This is a genomic window from Burkholderia cenocepacia (assembly GCF_014211915.1).
In the GTDB taxonomy this organism is placed as follows: domain Bacteria; phylum Pseudomonadota; class Gammaproteobacteria; order Burkholderiales; family Burkholderiaceae; genus Burkholderia; species Burkholderia orbicola.
On the sequence record NZ_CP060040.1, the window covers coordinates 2433161 to 2449924 of the forward strand.

Below are 16764 nucleotides of genomic sequence, written 5' to 3' on the forward strand. Positions count from 1 at the left end.
TCAAGGAGGCATCATGCTGCAACGTACTGCAACGCAACCCCGTCCGTCCACGCTCGTCTACGCGCCGCAAACGCCGATCCTGTCCGGCTCGGCCGATCTCGACGTGCCGGCGCGCGACGCGTGGCGCGTGGTCGGCGATTTCGCCGGCTTCTCGCGCTTCATCACGGGGCTCGACCATACCGACATGATCGGCGAAGGCGTGCGCTCGCTGCGCATCAAGCATTTCGCGGACGGCAACGTCGTCGTCGAACAGCTCAACAGCCACGACGACGAAGCGATGGTGATGACGTGGAGCCTGATCCACACGTCGTTCGACATCGGCAATCTGTGGGCGCTGATGCGCGTCGAGCCGCGCGGCGACCAGGCCTGCACGGTGACGTGGGACATCGCCGGCGAACCGTCGCACGGCGGCGCCGCGCGCCAGCCGGAATTCGACGCGTTCGTCACCGGCTTCCTCGACATGGCGATGACGAACCTGCGCGCGCTGTTCAAGCCGCAGTAACCGTGCATCGCCCGCCGGCGCCGTGCCGCTATGCGGCGGCGCCGGCCCACGCGCCGGCGTTGCCCGGCGCGTGGTTTTTCTTCCCGGCCGGTGGTGCGCACGCGTCGTCGTGCACCTGCGCGAACGCGTCGCGCAGCGCGGCCTTCATGAAGTCGACCCAGGCGCGCGTTTTCGCATCGAGATGCTGGCGCGACGCGTACACCAGGAACACGCCGATTTCCTCCGCCTGGTAGTCGGGCAGCACGCGCACCAGCGCGCCCGAGCGCAGGTCCGCCGCGGCGACGAAGTCCGGCAGCAGCCCGATCCCCGCGCCTTCGCGCACCGCGATCGCGAGCGACGCGGCGACGTCGGCCGTCATCGACGGATCGACGTCCACCGTTTGCGCTTCCGCACCGTTCCAGAGCGTCCAGATGCGCTCGTGATAGGCGGGCGCGACCAGTTGCACGCAGCGATGGTGAACCAGCGCGCCCGGCGAATCGGGCATGCCGTGCGCATCGAGATACGCGGGCGACGCGCACAGCACGCTGCGGATCCGGCCGACGTCGATCGCGACCTGCTCGGAACTCGGCAGGCTCGGCATCGCGATCACCGCGACGTCGTAGCTGTCGCGTACCAGTTTCGGCAGGTGCGGCGCGAGCGTCAGGTCGACGCTGACGTCCGGGTAGCGCGCCTGGAATTGCCCGATCAGCGGAATCACGAAATGGTTCGCGATGCTGGCGCTGCAATGCGCGCGCAGCCGGCCGTGCGGATGCACGCGCGCGTCGCGCGCCTCGCGCTCGCTCGCATCGACGGCCAGCGTGATGTCGCGGGCGCGCGCCAGATAGCGTTCGCCCGCTTCGGTCAGGCACATCGAACGCGTCGTGCGGTTCAGCAACCGGATGCCGAGACGATGCTCGAGCGACGCGACGAGCCGGCTGACGTGCGCGGTCGTGATGCCGAGCCGTTTGCCGGTCTCGGTGAAGGTGCCCGCGTCCGCGAGCGTGACGAACGCCTGCATGCTTTGAATCAGATCCATCGGGATAACGAAACCTCCGGCTGGCCGTATGGCAATGCCGCTACTGTAGCGACGGCCACGGCACGCCGCGCGCGCGCATCAGCGATCGATCGTCGCAAAACGGACAATCGACGCCCGGGTCAGCGCCGCCGGAAGTATTCGCTCGGCGCGACGCCGAGCGCCTTGCGGAACATCGCCGCGAACGCGCTGGGGCTGTCGTAGCCGTGTTCGAGCGCGAGTTCGAGGATCGGCGTGCCGGCGGCGAGGCGCGGCAGGCTCAGCAGCAGCCGCGCGTGGCGGCACCATGCGCCGTGCGTCATGCCCGTCTCGCGTTTGAACGCGCGGGCGAGCGTGCGCTCGTTCATGTGCGCGTCGCGTGCCCACGCCTGCAGCGTGACGGCCGACGACGGGTCGTTGATGAGCCGCGTGCACAGCGCGACGAGCGCGGGATGGCGCGGCATCGGCACGTGCAGCGACAGCGACGGCGCGATCTCGATCTCGTCGAGGATCAGCGCGAGCACGCGGCCTGCGCGGTGCGACAGGTCGTAGTCGGCGGGCAGGTCGCAGGCCGTCACGATCAGTTCGCGCAGCAGCGTGCCGACCTCGATCACCCGGCATTCGGTCGGCAGGCTCGGCCGCACTTCCGGGCCGACGAACACGGTGCGCATCTGCACGTCGCCGGCCGAGCGGATCTCGTGCTGCGTGCCGCCCGGCACCCACACCGCGCGGCCCGTCGGCACGACCCAGCTGCCCGCGTCCGCGTGCACGATCATCACGCCGGAAATCGCGTGGATCAGCTGGCCCTGGCGGTGCGAATGCGGCGGGTACGCCATGCCCGCCGGCGAGTCGGAGGCGACGACGGCGATCTGCTTGTCGCGCGCCTGGCGCTCGAGTGCGATGAAGAAATTTTCCAATTGGTCGGGATTGTCCTTTTCTCGACGACGAATGCGCTTTACGCGCGAGATCGACCGCATAGGTCGAAATTACCATAAGCCCATCGTTTGTTCGACCTTCTTGCCACTGCCACCCGATGCGCGTTCCGTCCATTCCGTCCGCTTCGTCCGTTTCTTCCGCCGTCGAGACACGCTTGCCGCGCGTGCGGCGCGCCACCTGTGCGGCGGTGCTGCTGGCGTCGGCCGCGCTGGCCGCGTGTTCGGTCGGCGAGCCGTATCGGCCGCCGGTGTCCGACGCGACGCGCACGGGGCCGTTCGACGCGGTGGCCGACGTGCCGGCCGCGGCCGCCGGCGAACCGCCGCAACGCTGGTGGCGGCTGTACGACGATCCCGTACTCGACGGTCTCGTGCGCGATGCGCTCGCGCAGAACCGCGATCTTGCGGCGGCCGTGGCGCGGGTCGAGCGCGCGCGCGCCGTGTTCGACGAGGCCGGTGCCGCGCGGCTGCCCGACACGACGGCCGGCTTCGGCGTCGACTACGGCAAGCACGCGCCCGACCAGATCGTCGCGGCGGCCAAGGACACCGATGCGCGCACGCGCTGGGGTTTCGCGCCGTCGTTCTCGCTGTCGTGGGAAGTCGATCTGTGGGGCCGCGTGCGCCATCTGGTCGATGCCGCGCAGGCCGACGCCGACGCGGTGCAGGCCGCGTCCGATGCGATGCGCGTCGTGGTGGCCGCCGAGACGACGGCCGCGTATGCGCAGGTGTGCGCATACGGCGAGCGGATCGACGTGGCCGAGCAGTCGGTCGGCATCGCGGACCGGCTGGCCGCGCTGACGGCGAAGCAGCGCGCGCACGGGCTCGTGTCCGACCTCGAAGTGGCGCGTTCGCGCGCGTTCGCCGACGACACGCGCGCCGACCTGCCGGCGCTCGTCGGCTCGCGGCGCGCGGCGCTGTACGAACTCGCGGTGCTGACCGGGCGCGCGCCCGGTGCGCTGCCCGACGCCGCCGCGCATTGCCGCACCGCGCCCGTACTGGCGCGGCCGTTCCCGGTCGGCGACGGCGCGTCGCTGCTGCGCCGCCGCCCCGACCTGCGCGAGAGCGAGCGCCAGCTGGCCGCCGCGAATGCGCGGATCGGCGTGGCGACGGCCGAGCTGTATCCGTCGATTTCGCTCGGCGGCTCGGTGAACTGGCTGTCGACCGGCGGCGATCCGTCGACGCTCGGCGACAAGTACGCGATCGCCTGGGGCGTCGGCCCGCTGATCACGTGGCGCTTTCCGAACATGGCAGCGAGCCGCGCGCGGCTCGCGCAGGCTCGCGCCGACGACACGCTCGCCCGTGCGCAATTCGATGCGCAGGTGCTGCGCGCGCTGAAGGAAACCGAGCAGGCGCTGGCTCGCTACGGCGCCGCGTGGCGCCGCCGCGCCGCGCTCGAAACCGCGCGTGCCGAACATGCGCGCGCCTATCGTCTCGCCGAGCTGAACTACGAAGCCGGCGCCCTCGATTTCCTCGGCGTGCTCGACGCGCAGCGCAGCCTCGTCGCGGTCGATTCGGCGCTGGCCGAGTCGACGCAGCAGGTCTCGCTCGACCAGGTCGCCGTGTTCAAGGCGCTCGGAGGCGGCTGGCAACCGTAGCCGGCCGCGTTCGCAGTGTCCCTGTCCGTTCTCTTGCACGCCAACTCATCATTCCGATCATGAGCACGACTGCCGTACCCGAAAAAGCCAAAACCGCCCGGTTCTCCCGGCGCCAACTGATCGCCGCGGGCGTCGTGCTCGCCGTCATCGCGCTCGCCGTGTTCGGCTGGCACTGGTGGACCGTCGGCCGTTTCATCGAAAGCACCGACGACGCGTATGTCCGCGCCGACGTCGTGACCGTCAGCTCCCGCGTGTCGGGTTACGTCACGCAGGTCGCCGTCGACGACAACCAGCCGGTGAAGCGCGGCGACGTGCTCGTGCGGCTCGACGATCGCGACTATCGCGCGAAGGTCGACGATGCGCAGGCCGCCGTGGCAGCGGCCGACGCGACGCTGCAAGCCGAGCAGGCAGCGGCTTCGACGCTCGACGCCCAGATCGGCCAGCAGCGCAGCCAGATCGCGCAGGCCGATGCCGACGCGGCCGCCGCGCGCGCCGAAGCCGCGCGGCGCGACGCCGATGCGACGCGCTACAAGCAACTGCTGGCCGAATCCGCCGCGAGCGGACAGCGCTGGGAACAGGCCCACGCGGATGCGCTGAAGGCGCGCGCCGAACTGGCCCGCGCCGGCGCCGCCGTGCGCGTGCAGACCGACCAGCAGACCGTGCTGCAGCGCCGCCGCGAACAGAGCACGGCCGCGATCGCGCAGGCGCGTGCGCGGCTTGCGGCGGCCCAGGCGAAGCTGGCGCTCGCGCAGCTCGATCTCGACCACACGGTGATCCGCGCGACGCGCGACGGCAGCGTCGGCCAGCGCGCGGTGCGGGCGGGCCAGTACGTCGAAGTCGGGATGCCGCTGCTCGCGGTGGTGCCGCTGAGCGACGTGTACGTGGTCGCGAACTTCAAGGAAACGCAGTTGGGCGCGATGCACGACGGCCAGCCCGTCCAGATCGACGTCGACACCTATTCGGGCCATACGCTGCACGGCCGCGTGATCGGCCTCGCGCCGGGCTCGGGCGCGCAGTTCGCGCTGCTGCCGCCGGACAACGCGACCGGCAACTTCACGAAGATCGTGCAGCGCATCCCGGTGAAGATCCGCGTCGATGCGCCGCCGGCCGGTGTCGTGCTGCGACCCGGGATGTCGGTGATCGCGCGCGTCGACACGCGCGGCACGCAAGGGGCCGGCACGTGAGCACGACGACCGCGCAGGCTGCGCACGAAGACACCGTTTCGCTGCGCGCGTGGGTCGCGGTGCTCGGCGGCGTGTTCGGCTGCTTCATGGCCGGCATGAACGTGCACGTGACCAATGCGTCGCTGCCCGACATCCGCGGCTCGCTCGGCGCGAGCTTCGAGGAAGGCTCGTGGATCACCACCGCGTACCTCGTCGCCGAGATCGTCGTGATTCCGCTCACCGGCTGGCTCGTGCAGGTGTTTTCCGCGCGACGCGTGCTCTTGGTCGGCGCGACCGGCTTTCTCGCGTTTTCGCTCGCGTGCTCGGTCGCGCCGAGCATCTCGACGATGATCGTCGCGCGGGCGCTGCAGGGCGCGTTCGGCGGCGTGCTGATCCCGCTGTCGTTCCAGCTGATCGTCACCGAATTGCCGCCGTCGAAACATCCGCTCGGGATGGCGCTGTTCGCGATCGCGAACAACGTCGCGCAGGCGGCGGGGCCGTCGGTCGGCGGGTGGCTCACCGACATGTATTCGTGGCGCTGGATCTTCTATCTGCAGATTCCGCCGGCGATCGCGCTGGTCGCGGCGATCGGCTGGGCGATCCGGCCCGTGCCGGTGCAGCTCGGGATGCTCAGGCGGGCCGACTGGTTCGGCATCGCGACGATGGCGGTCGGCCTGAGCGCGCTGCAGATCGTGCTGGAGGAGGGCGGGCGCAAGGACTGGTTCGCGTCGGACCTGATCGTCGAGCTGTCGATCGTCGCGGCGCTCGGGCTGGCGGCGTTCGTCGCGATCGAGCTGCGGCGCAAGGAGCCGTTCATCAACCTGCGGCTGCTCGGCCAGTACAACTTCGGGATCGCGAGCCTGATGCAGTTCCTGTTCGGCGCGGTGGTGTTCGGCGTGGTGTTCCTCGTGCCGAACTACTTCGCCGAGCTGCACGGCTACAGCGCGCGCGACATCGGCCTCGCGATGATTCCGTACGGGCTCGTGCAGTTCGCGATGTCGTTCCTGACGCCGCCGCTGATGCGCCGCACCAGCCCGCGCACGACGATCGTGCTCGGCTTCGTGCTGGTCGCGGCCGGCTGCCTGATGAACATCCACCTCGACGCCGATGCGGCATCGAACGTGATCGTCCCGTCGCTGATCGTGCGCGGGATCGGGCAGTCGTTCGTCGTGATCGCGCTGGCCGTGATGGCCGTCGACGGGATCGAGAAGGCGCAGCTCGGCTCCGCGTCGGGCGTGTTCAACATGGTCCGCAACGTCGGCGGCGCGATCGGCATCGCGGTGATGAGCCAGATCGTCGTCGAGCGGCAGAAGCTGCACGCGATGCGCATCGGCGAGACGGTCACGCCGTTCTCCGAGGCGTTCCAGGAGCGCATGGCGATGCTTGCGCGGCTGCTTTCCCGCGTGCATGCGCCGCGCGCGGACGTGCTGCCCGGCGGGTCGATCTCCGGCGTGCAGGAGATGGCGCTCGGGCTCGTGAACCAGCGCGTGATGCGCGAGGCGCTGCTGATGGCGTACAGCGATACGTTCCTGATCGCGGGCATCGCGATGATCGGGTGTACGGCGGCGGCGTTCGTGTTGAGGGGGAGGAAGAAGGTGTAGTGGCGGGGGCCGCAACGGGCCGGGCAGGCGTGCCCGCGGGCGGTGCGGCGGCACGGAGACGAACGCGCTCGGACCGGTCCGATGGTGGCGAGCGCGCGGCTTTGCAACAATGCACGATCGGCCACGATGCCCTGTTTTCCGCCGGCCGTGCGCGTGCAGGTTCGTTGCGCAACGCGTCACATGCTGCCGGCATGCCCGATCGTTCTCCTGCCCATGCTCCGGATTTCCACGCTGTTCGTCGCCGTCGTACCGTGTTTCGTGGCACTTCCGCCCGCCCATGCCGACGACCGCGCGCGCTGGCCGGCCGCGTCCGAGGGCCGGCCGCTTGTCGGCGTCCAGACGAAGATCCAGTCGTTGACGCCCGCCGATGCGCGGCAGATCCGACAGACCGGCTTCGACTTCATCCGCTTCGGCGTATGGACCGATCGTCTCGATCGTGCGGACTACCGTCGCCAGGTCGACGAGGCATTCGCGGCGGCGCGCGCGGCTCGGCTGCCGGTGTTGCTGACCGTGCGTATGCTCGCGCCGCTGGGGCAAGACGATGGAGCGCGCGAAGCGAAGACGGACCGCCCGTCGCTCGTGGCGTCCGGCGCCCGTTTGGCCGGCGCGGTGGCGCAGCTCGCCGCGCGATACGACCGCGCGCTGGTGGCGATCGAGCTGTGGAACGAACCGGATCTGGGCCGTTATTGGCCGACCGGCGACGTCGCGCACACCTTCCCGCCGTTTGCCGAAGGCGTGTGCCGCGGCCTGGCCGCGCGCCGGCCGTCCGCTCCGGTCGTCGGCTTCGGCTTCGCACGGCCGCCGCTGCCCGGCAGCGTGCCCGACCGCCTGCTGGCCGGCATGGTTGCCGCGTCGCCCGCGTGTCTCGACGCCGTGTCGTACCACGCGTACGGGATGACGCCGCCGCAGATCCGCGATGCCGCGCGCGACATTCGCGCACGTTACGGCCTGCCGGCGCTCGTGACCGAAGACGGCGCGGCGTCGGCGGGCGTCGACGGCGACGCGCGGCAGGCGCGCCGTGTGCGCATGCTGCTCGATGCGCGCGCGACGCTCGGCACGCCGCTGCTGTCGGTCTACGAATGGGCCGATACGGCGAATGCGCGCGATGCGGCGCAGCGCAGCTACGGGCTCGTGCGCGCGGACCGGTCGCCGAAGCCCGCGCTCGAGGCGGCCCGCGCGTCGCTGCGCGCGACGACGTCGAAGCCGTAGCCGGCCGTCAAGCCGGCTCGCGCGTGCGGATCGACCACAGCGCGACGGCGAACAAGGCGACGCTGGACAGGTGCCGCAGGTAGCTGCCGAGATCCGGCTCGAACAGCATCGAGACCGCGACATGGCCGAGCACCAGGCACGCGAGCAGTTCGCCGTTGCGGGGCAGCGCGTTTCCGCCTTCCCCGGCACGCCGCCCGGGAACGCGTCGCCATGCGGCGCAGAGAAACAGCGCGACCAGCGCCTGCATCGCGACTCCCTTCGGATCGAACAAGAACAGCACCGGCAGGTTGAGCCGCACGAGCGAATACGCATAGTTGCCCGCGAAATGGACGAACGAATCGGGCGGAAACGGATTGTAGAAACTCGTGCGCGCGCCGAACGGCGACGCATACACGAGATAGTCGACCGCGAGGTCGCGCGGCTGCTGAAGCAGCGTATAGGCGGCATTCGGCAGCGCGACGAGCACGGCGACGACCAGCAGCGCGCCGGCCAGCCTCGGCAGCGTCGATACCCGGCGCAACACCCATGCCGCGAGCGCGATCGCGACGATCAACGCGAAGTAGCTGCGGATCGTCGCCGCATAGCCGAGATACAGCACGACGGCGATCGGCATCGCGTCGGCCGGCCCGCGTACGCGCGCAACGGCGAGGACGGCGATCGACATCGCGACGACGAGCGTGTCCTTGCTCGCGACGAACAGGTTGAAGAACAGGCACGGCGCAATCAACGCGAGATGGGCGACCAGCGCGCCGAGCCGCCGTGTCGCGCGTAGCGCGATCCAGATCGTGGCGACGCCCAGCGCGACGACGAACACGGCCGTGCCGGCGCCGCCGAGCGCCTGGTACAGCTTGCCGACCGCGTCGAACGACGAGCCGTCGTAGGTCGAGCCACCGCCGATCTGCGTCTGGATCTTGTCTGCGTCGCGGAAGATGAATTCCGGCAGCAGCGCGCGCGCATTCGCATAGACGCCGACGTACAGCAGCGCGAGACACGCGGCGACGGCATTGCGCAAGCCGCGGCTCAGCAGCGGACCGCTCGCGATCAGCTTACGCAGCATCGGCCGCTCCCGGCCGGATGGCGCGGCGCGCTGTCGGGGCGCGCGACGACACGATCCATGCGAGCCACGCGAACACCGCGATGCTCGCGACGAGATGCGCGACGGCTGCGCCGATCGCGTGCCCGTCATGCACGAGCGCGATCGTCATCGGTACGCACGCGAGCGTCAGCACGGCCATCACGCACGCGACCACGCGGCCTGCCCGCAACGCGACGGCGGCGGCCCACAGCACGTCGCACGCGGCGCGCAGTACGAAAGACAGCAGCAGGATCGCGAGGATGACGGTCGACGGCAGATCGTTGCCTTCATGCGCGAGCCGGAACAGCCACGGATGCACGGTGACGATCGCGAGCGCGGCGGCGCCGGTCAGGATCACCGACCCGCGCAGCGCCTGCGCGAGTTCGCCGCGAAATGCCTTCGGCGCGCTGCGCGGACAGTCGAGCGCACGCACGAGGCGCGGCGCGGCGACCGCCGCGACGGTGGCCGACGCGATCGTCTGGATCGCGTTCGCGATCGACCAGACGAACACGTAGCGGCCGAGCTCGCCCGCATCGAGCATCGCGGATGCGACGAAGCGTTCGAGATACTGCAGCACCGACAGCAGCAGCAACGCGACGAAGAACGGCGCGCCGCTGCGCCAGACCGTCGCGAGCGGCAAGCGCGTGGCCGATAGCGCGGGCATCGCCGGCAGCCGGCGCGCGGTGCGCGAAATCAGCAGCCAGCCGAGCGCGACGACGAGCACGTCGCCGGCGAGCCAGATCGCGAACACGCCGTCGATCGACCCGACCACGCGCGTCGCGAGCGCGGCGACCGCGACGCCGGCCCACGCGCCGGTCCGCACGAACAGCAGCCATGACGCCGCGCGGGCGCGATGCAGCGAGAACAGCCACGTGTTGACTTCGAGCGCCGCATGTTCGGCGCATGCGACGAGCGTCACCAGGACGAGCGGCACGTCGGCCAGCGCGCCCGCCCGCGGCCGCCCGAAGAACGCGCCGACCGGCAGCGCGGCCGCGCCGCACAGCACGACATAGACGCCCGCATACAGCACGGAGAGCCGCATGCAGGTCCGGATCGCGTCGCGCGGATCGGGGCCGGCGAGCCGCCGGTTGATTTCGGTGCTGAAGCCGAGGCCGAGTACCTTCGACGCGACGACCGACACCGCGAGCGCGACACCATAGACGGCTACCGCATCGAAGCCGAGCGTGCGCGCGACGACGATCGTCAGCACGAATTTGAGGCCGAGCGCACCGACCCGCAGCGCGAGGCGCGACGATGCGGCCTTCATCGCGCCGCTCCGTCGTGGAGCGCGGCCCGCAGCGCGGCGACGATTCGCTCGCGTTCGCGGGCGAGCCGCGCGATGCCGGTGTCGGTCTGCGTCCAGAAGCGGCGCAGCGCGTCGGGGGCGAACAGCGTGTCGCATACCGCATTCGCATCGAAATCGGCCGCGTTCGCGACCCAGTGGCCGACGCCGAGATCGGCATACGCGCCGAACCCCTTGCGCTCGTAGCTCAGGTGATAGGCCGGCACGCCATGCAGGATCGACTCGAGCGCGCCGTGCAGGCGCACGGAGACGACCGCATCGGGCGTGTCGCCGGCGAGCACGTCCTTCAGCGTGCGCGTATCGTCGAAGCCGCGTTCCCGGTAGTACGCGGCGTCGTCGTTGCCGCGCCCCGTGCTTTGCACGGCGAACGTGATGCGGCAGAACGCGCCGAGCCGTTCGATCAACGCTTCCGTCTGCGCGTGGTAACGCGCGCATTGCGCGGCGTTCCACGCGGGCGGACGGCGCAGCACCAGCGCGATGTGGCCGGGGCGGGCCGGCGGCACATGCGCGTGCTCGCGCAGGCCGGCCGCCCGACGGCCGAATTCGAGCACCGCGAGATCGGGCGCCCGCCGGGTGTTCGGGTTGGCGGCGAGCAGCGCCATCGAACGATCGTCGCGCACGAACACGGTGTGGAAGCCCGCGAGCAGCGACGTCAGGTGGCCGGCGAGCATCGCATTGCCGGCAGCCGGGCCGATGCTCTGCGGCAGATAGACGGCCGGCTTGCGCGCCGCGCGTGCCGCACGCATCTGCACGAGGTGCCCGGCTTCGAGCTTGAGCGCCTCGACGCTGTTGCGCGCGCGCAGGTAGCCGCCGCCGACGCCGACGATCAGGTCGACCTGTTTCAGCAGGCCGCGCAGGTCGGCCAGCGCCGGATTGGCGCCGACGGGCAGCGCCGCCATCGCCGCGCCGATCAGCCGCCCGGCGGCGCCGGCGGCGAGCACGGGCGCGGGCCGCACGTCCGGATGAGCGGGGAACGACGCGGGATCGGCCGCGACGACGGACACGCGCGTGTCGGCGCCGAACGCGCCGCGCAGCAGCCCGACCGACAGCTCGACGAGCAGCCCGTCGCCGGAATTGCGTGCGCTGTACGCGTGCAGCAGCGCCACGTGAACGGGGCGGCTCATCATGCGTTCTCCCGCAGCAGGTCGCGATAGACGGCGAGCGTGCGATCGACCATCGCGTCCGCCGAGAAATGGGGGTAGGCGCGTGCGCATTGTTCGCGCATCAGCCGGTGCGCGGCCGGATGCTCGACGAGCCGGCCGACCATCGACGCGAACGCGGCCGGATCGTCGCTGTTCGATACCGTCAGCCCGACGCGGTGGTCGGCGATCAGCTCGGTCGCGCCCGACACCTGCGTCGCCACGATCGGCACCCGTGCGGCGACGGCTTCGAGGCACACGTACGGAAACCCTTCGTAGCGGCTCGGCAGCGCGAGCAGGTCGAACGCGGAGAAGTAGCGGCGCGCGGCGTCGACGCGGCCCGCGATGCGCAGGTTCGCCGGCAGGTCGTGCGCCTCGTCGCCCGCTGCCCGGTCGAAGTCGCCCGAGCCGACCGCGACGACCTGCACGCGGTTGCCGAAGCGTTCGTCGAGTACGCGCGCGATCCGCACGAGGCGGTCGATCCCCTTCTGGTGATCGAACCGCCCGACGAACCCGACGACGAACGGGTGATCGGCCAGCCCGAGCGCGATGCGTGCCGCCTGGCGCGCGAGCAGCATCGGCGGCGTGACGCCGTTCTCGACGAGCCGGATGCGCTCGCGCGCGATGCCGAGCGCATGCAGGTGATCGGCTTCGTCCTGCGACACGGCGATCACCGCGTCCGAGCACGCATTGCCGAGCACGCGCTCGACGCTGCCGTAGAACGCGCGCTTCGCAGGCGACAGCGTCGGGTTCAGCGTATAGACCGCATGCGGCGTGTAGACCTGCTTCCAGGGCCCGCGGCACAGGCGCGCGAGCGCGCCGGCCTTCGAGCTGTGGCTGTGCACGATGTCGGGCCGGATCCGGCGCAACAGCCGGCGCAGCACGAGCATGCCGCGCAGGTCGTGTGCGCCGACCGCGCGCCGCAGCGGCAGCCGGTGCACGGTCTTGCACCGCGCGGCCGCGTCGGCCAGCATCGCGTCGTCGAAGCGCTCGCCGAGCGGCGCGATCAGGTGGATGTCCGCGTAGCCGCGTGCGTGCAGACCGGCGATCAGGTCGGTCAGGTGGACGGCGACACCGCCGCCGGCGGCTTCGACGACGAGCGCGATGCGCAGCGGCGGCGCGGCGGGGGGCGAAGCCGCTGGGCGCGTGTCGGGTTGAAGGGGCGCGCGCTCGTCGAATGACGGCGCGAATGCGATGTCGCTCATGCGGACCTCCGCAGCAGACGTTGAAGTGCCGCGCGCAGGCGGGCGAGGTGCGTACAGCGCCGCGCGTCGCACGTGTAGCGGTACGCTTCGTAGCGGTAGCCGCCGTATTTCGAGCCGAAGGCCGATGCGCCCGTGCGCGGATCGAGGCCGTTCAGCACGACGCCGGGCTGGGCGTCGGGCTGCTGCGGCAGGCGCTTCGCGGCTTCGACGAGTTCGCCGGCCCGCGTCGAGCCCGCGCGTGCGACGAGGAGCGTCGCGTCGGCATGGGCGCCGAGCCAGGTCGAGTCGGTGGCGGCGAGCAGCGGGGCGGAATCGACGACGACGAGGTCGTAGCGCGCGCGCAGCGACGCGAGCAGCGCGCCGAGGCCGGCCTGCTGCAGCAGCGCGGTCGGCGCGCTCGGCAGTTCGCCGGTCGGCAGGAAGTCGAGATTCGGCGCGACGTCGCGCCGGATGGCGTCGTCGGCGTGCGCGCGGCCGGCGAGCAGCGCCGCGAAGCCCGCGCCGCGTTCGAGTCCGAAGTACTGGTGCAGATAGCCCTTGCGCAGATCGCCGTCGATCAGCAGCACGCGCCGGCCGCTCGCCGCATGCACCGCCGCGAGGTTGACCGATACGAACGACTTGCCGGTGCCGGGTGCGGGGCCCGTGACCAGCACCAGCGGATGCGCGCGATCGGCGAGCGCGAAGTGCAGTGCGGTCTGGAGGCTGCGCAGCCCTTCGATCGCCGGTTCGTACGGATCGTCGTACGCGAGCACGTGCAGGCCCGCGTCATGACGTTCGACCGCGCGCATCAGCTTGCGCTGGCGGGCGGCGGCAGGCAGCACCGCGCGCACCGGCAGCGACGTGTGGCGCTCGATCTCGTCGACGGCGGTCAGGCCGCCGTACAGGAATTCGCGCGCGAATGCGGCGATCAGCCCGAGCGCGAGGCCGGCCAGCGCGGCGGCGGCGATCACGACCGGCCGGTTCGGCCGCACCGGATCGGCCGGCGCGACGGCCGCATCGACCACGCGCACGCTCGCCGTCCTGCCGGCCTGCACGAGTTCGAGTTGCTGGGTGTTGTTCAGCAGCGCGGTGTACAGGTCCGCGTTCACCTTCACGTCGAGCCGGGCGCGCACTTCCTCGCTTTGCTGGGCGGGCAGCCGGGCGATGCGCGCGTCGAGCGCGCCCTGCTGGCGCTTCAACGTCGCGAGCTGCGCGTCGAGCGCGGCCATGTCGGGGTGAGTCGGCAGGAAGCGGCGGGACAGTTCGTCGTGTTTCTGCTGCAGTTCGAGCAGGCGCGTCTGCAGGTCGGCGCCTTGTTGCAGGACGACCTTGCCTTCTTCCTCGAGATCGACCGAGCCGGTGCGGCTGCGCAGGGTCGCGTAACGCGTTTCCGCGCGCTCGAGCTGGCCTTTCACGATCGGCAACTGCTCGTTCAGGAACGCGAGCGATTGCGCGGCCTCGGCCGTGCGGCGCGCGATGTTCTGTTCGACGTAACGGTTGGCGATCGCGTTGAGCGTCGCGCTGATGTCGACGGGATCGTGGCCGCGTAGCGACGCGACGAGCACACCCGATTGCTTCACCTTCTCCTGGACGTCGAGCGCGGTGCGCAGCGTGTCGATCGTTTCCGCGCGCGATTGACGCACCAGCGTGAAGCGCGTGCCGGGCAGCGCGTCGAAGCCGGTGATGTCGAGGTGCAGCGGGCCGTAGCGCGTGTCGAAGGTTTCCGTGCGGCCGATCGTGCCGACCGCATCGGCCGTCAGGTTCGCGCCGGTGAGCCGGTAACGCGTGTCGTCGAGCCGCACGACCTGGAACGTGTCGCCTTCCGCGCGCGTCGGTACGTCGAAGCGCACGACGTCGATCCGCTCCTGGCCCCACGCATAGCCGCCGAAACCGAACAGGCCGGGCTTCACCGCGCCGTCGTTGAAGCGCGCGACGAACGCGCCGATCACCGGCACGCGGGCGGGGGCCGCGACGATATAGGCGCGCAGGTCTTCCACCGCGCGCGTGACGACGAGCCGCGACGACAGGATCTGCGCCTCGGCCGACGCGGGCGACGCGACGTTGAAGAACGACGCGGCATCGCCGAGCAGGTTCTTCGACGCGGCGTCGGTCGCATCGTCGGTCTGGATCATCAGGTCGGCCTGGTAGATCGGCGGCGCGACGAACGCATACAGCGCGCCGGCGGCGACGCAGGCCGCCGTGATCGACGCGATCGTCCAGCGTGCCTGGCGCAGGACGTCGAGCACGCGGATCAGGTCGATCTCGCGTTCGGGGGAAGCGGTACTCGTCATGGCTGGGGTCCGGAGAAGGAGGCGGTGATGTGCGGCCAGCGCGCGGCGAGCCGCGGCAGCCAGCTGCCGACCGCGAGATCGATCAGCGCCGCGCAGCGCACGAAGTCGTCGCGCGTGCCGCGGTAGGGGTCGGGGATGTCGAGGCCGAGCGGCGCGCCGTCGGCGATCCGCGCGTATTCGCCGAGACGGAACACGCGGCCGCGCAGGAACGGGTGACGCGCTTCGAGCACGCGGCGCTGCCCGCCGTCCATCACGAAGATCAGGTCGGCCTGCGCGCACAGCGCGGCCGTCACCGGCCGGGCCGCATGCGCGTCGAGGTTTAGCCCGCGCGCGGCGGCCATCTCGCGGGCCAGCGGGTCGGCCGGCCGGCCGTTCGGCGGCGCGAGGCCGGCCGAGCCGGTCCGCGCGTGCGGCAGCTTCGCCGCGAGCAGCGCGGCCGCGAGCGGGCTGCGGCACACGTTGCCTTCGCAGACGGCGAGCAGGAAGGGGGCGGGGTCGGCCTCATTTCGTGGCGATCCCGGCGGCGACGCCCGTGTTCACGCTGGGCAGCAACAGGCTCAGCACACGGCTGATGCGGACGAGCCCGTTGCCGTCGACGTAGACGATGTCCTTCGGCTCCAGCTCGAACTGGTTCGCGAGCACCATCGCGACCGGCGAGCGCGCGTCGAGATGGAATACCGTCGGCGTGCGGCCCTGCGCGCCGCGGATCACGAACATCTGCGCGGCGTCGGCGGTATTGGAATTGATGCTGCCGGCCTGCAGCAGTGCGTCGCTCAACGTCAGGCGGCCGTCGCGCTTCGGCAGCGCGAGCATCGGCCGGTTGACTTCGCCCATCACGTACACGCCGTTGCTGTCTCGCGCGCCGACGCGCAGCAGGTCGCCGCCGCGCAGCACGATGCGCGACGGGTCGCGGTGGCGCTCGATCAGGCGCGCCAGGTCGATGCGCACGGGCGTGTCGTCGCGCACGATCGTCACGTCGCTCTGGTCGGCGCCGGGCGTGAAGCCGCCGGCGCGCGCGATCGCGTCGGCGAGCGTCATCGGCACGTCGTTGACGGGCAGCGCGCCCGGCGTGTGGACTTCGCCGTCGACGTACACCTGCTGCGAACGGAACGATGCCACGCGCAACGTGACCTGCGGGTCTCGGTAGATCTTGCCGAGCGCCTGCTTCACGCGCGCCTGCGCGTCGGCGGCGGTCAGGCCGGCGACCTTCAGCGCGCCGGCATACGGGAACGTCAGGTTGCCGCGGTCGTCGACGACGAAGCCGGCAACCGGGTCGGCCGCGCGCGGCGGCGTCTGCTGTGCGCCGCCTTGGGCCGCCGCGAGTTCCGGGTGATCCCACACGGTGATCTGCAGCACGTCGCCCGGGCCGATCCGGTAGGCCGACGACGCGCGCGATGCGGCCGGCGTGTCGAACGCCGCCGCGGCCGCATCCCGGGCCGCGCGTTGGCGTGCGATCAGCGACGGATCGATGTCGACGATCGGCGGCGTGGCGACGGCATCCCCGCCCGCGAGCGGCGCGCGAACCGGCGTGCCGGCCGTGGTCGACGCGGCCGCGGCGCGTGCTTCGGCCACGCGCGAGTCGGCCGCGGCCGGCGCGGGCGCGCCGTCATCCGGCGCGTCGGCGAGCCAGCCGAGATACGACGTGTTCATCTTCATGCCGGGCGCGAACGCGCATCCTGACAGCGCTACGCAGGCCGTCAGGACGAGCGCGAGCGCACCGTGGCGGCGCGCGGCCGCCGATGCGATCGAGGGTGTCATGAGTTCCTTCCAGTTGCGCCG

The 16764-nt window shown here is 71.4% G+C and carries 14 protein-coding genes; 5 read left to right on the forward strand and 9 right to left on the reverse strand.

Annotated features, from left to right (window positions below):
* Positions 1-13: 13 nt before the first annotated feature.
* Positions 14-502, forward strand: a complete 489-nt coding sequence (locus SY91_RS27320; protein WP_006479988.1) for an SRPBCC family protein — start codon at positions 14-16, stop codon at positions 500-502.
* A 28-nt stretch (positions 503-530) separates the two neighbouring features.
* Here the strand turns inward: SY91_RS27320 and SY91_RS27325 are convergent, their stop codons facing one another.
* Complete coding sequence (locus tag SY91_RS27325) at positions 531-1517, reverse strand: LysR family transcriptional regulator (protein WP_023478068.1); 987 nt, start codon at positions 1515-1517, stop codon at positions 531-533.
* Between the two features lie 119 nt (positions 1518-1636).
* Positions 1637-2410, reverse strand: coding sequence for an AraC family transcriptional regulator (locus SY91_RS27330; protein WP_006494477.1), 774 nt, complete (start codon positions 2408-2410; stop codon positions 1637-1639).
* 116 nt (positions 2411-2526) lie between these two features.
* Here SY91_RS27330 and SY91_RS27335 point away from each other — a divergent pair, with 116 nt between their 5' ends.
* The 4 genes from SY91_RS27335 (at position 2527) to SY91_RS27350 (ending at position 7993) form a co-directional block, all read left to right on the forward strand.
* The gene (locus tag SY91_RS27335) at positions 2527-4020 is read left to right on the forward strand and encodes an efflux transporter outer membrane subunit (RefSeq protein WP_185921237.1); all 1494 of its coding nucleotides are present in this window, start codon (positions 2527-2529) and stop codon (positions 4018-4020) included.
* Positions 4021-4079: 59 nt separating this feature from the next.
* Complete coding sequence (locus SY91_RS27340; protein ID WP_023477893.1) at positions 4080-5204, forward strand: HlyD family secretion protein; 1125 nt, start codon at positions 4080-4082, stop codon at positions 5202-5204.
* Positions 5201-6784 (forward strand): DHA2 family efflux MFS transporter permease subunit, encoded by a 1584-nt coding sequence (locus SY91_RS27345; RefSeq protein WP_023477894.1) that lies wholly within the window; start codon positions 5201-5203, stop codon positions 6782-6784. The genes SY91_RS27340 and SY91_RS27345 overlap by 4 nt, the downstream gene beginning before the upstream one ends.
* A 213-nt stretch (positions 6785-6997) precedes the next feature.
* Positions 6998-7993 (forward strand): beta-xylosidase, encoded by a 996-nt coding sequence (locus SY91_RS27350; RefSeq protein WP_052335012.1) that lies wholly within the window; start codon positions 6998-7000, stop codon positions 7991-7993.
* A 7-nt stretch (positions 7994-8000) separates the two neighbouring features.
* On the opposite strand, the gene SY91_RS27355 is transcribed toward SY91_RS27350, so the two are convergent.
* Genes SY91_RS27355 through SY91_RS27385 form a run of 7 tightly spaced genes read right to left on the reverse strand, consistent with a single transcriptional unit; the run spans position 8001 to position 16743 of the window.
* Entirely contained in the window at positions 8001-9050 is a 1050-nt protein-coding gene (locus tag SY91_RS27355) for a hypothetical protein (protein ID WP_023477896.1), read from the reverse strand.
* The gene (locus SY91_RS27360) at positions 9040-10335 is read right to left on the reverse strand and encodes a lipopolysaccharide biosynthesis protein (protein WP_023477897.1); all 1296 of its coding nucleotides are present in this window, start codon (positions 10333-10335) and stop codon (positions 9040-9042) included. The genes SY91_RS27355 and SY91_RS27360 overlap by 11 nt, the downstream gene beginning before the upstream one ends.
* Entirely contained in the window at positions 10332-11495 is a 1164-nt protein-coding gene (locus SY91_RS27365) for a polysaccharide pyruvyl transferase family protein (protein ID WP_043888605.1), read from the reverse strand. The genes SY91_RS27360 and SY91_RS27365 overlap by 4 nt, the downstream gene beginning before the upstream one ends.
* Positions 11495-12715 (reverse strand): glycosyltransferase family 4 protein, encoded by a 1221-nt coding sequence (locus SY91_RS27370; RefSeq protein ID WP_023477899.1) that lies wholly within the window; start codon positions 12713-12715, stop codon positions 11495-11497. The genes SY91_RS27365 and SY91_RS27370 overlap by 1 nt, the downstream gene beginning before the upstream one ends.
* The gene (locus SY91_RS27375) at positions 12712-14985 is read right to left on the reverse strand and encodes a polysaccharide biosynthesis tyrosine autokinase (RefSeq protein ID WP_023477900.1); all 2274 of its coding nucleotides are present in this window, start codon (positions 14983-14985) and stop codon (positions 12712-12714) included. The genes SY91_RS27370 and SY91_RS27375 overlap by 4 nt, the downstream gene beginning before the upstream one ends.
* Positions 14982-15467, reverse strand: a complete 486-nt coding sequence (locus tag SY91_RS27380; protein ID WP_185921416.1) for a low molecular weight phosphotyrosine protein phosphatase — start codon at positions 15465-15467, stop codon at positions 14982-14984. The genes SY91_RS27375 and SY91_RS27380 overlap by 4 nt, the downstream gene beginning before the upstream one ends.
* A 19-nt stretch (positions 15468-15486) precedes the next feature.
* Complete coding sequence (locus SY91_RS27385; protein WP_124477773.1) at positions 15487-16743, reverse strand: polysaccharide biosynthesis/export family protein; 1257 nt, start codon at positions 16741-16743, stop codon at positions 15487-15489.
* Positions 16744-16764: the final 21 nt, after the last annotated feature.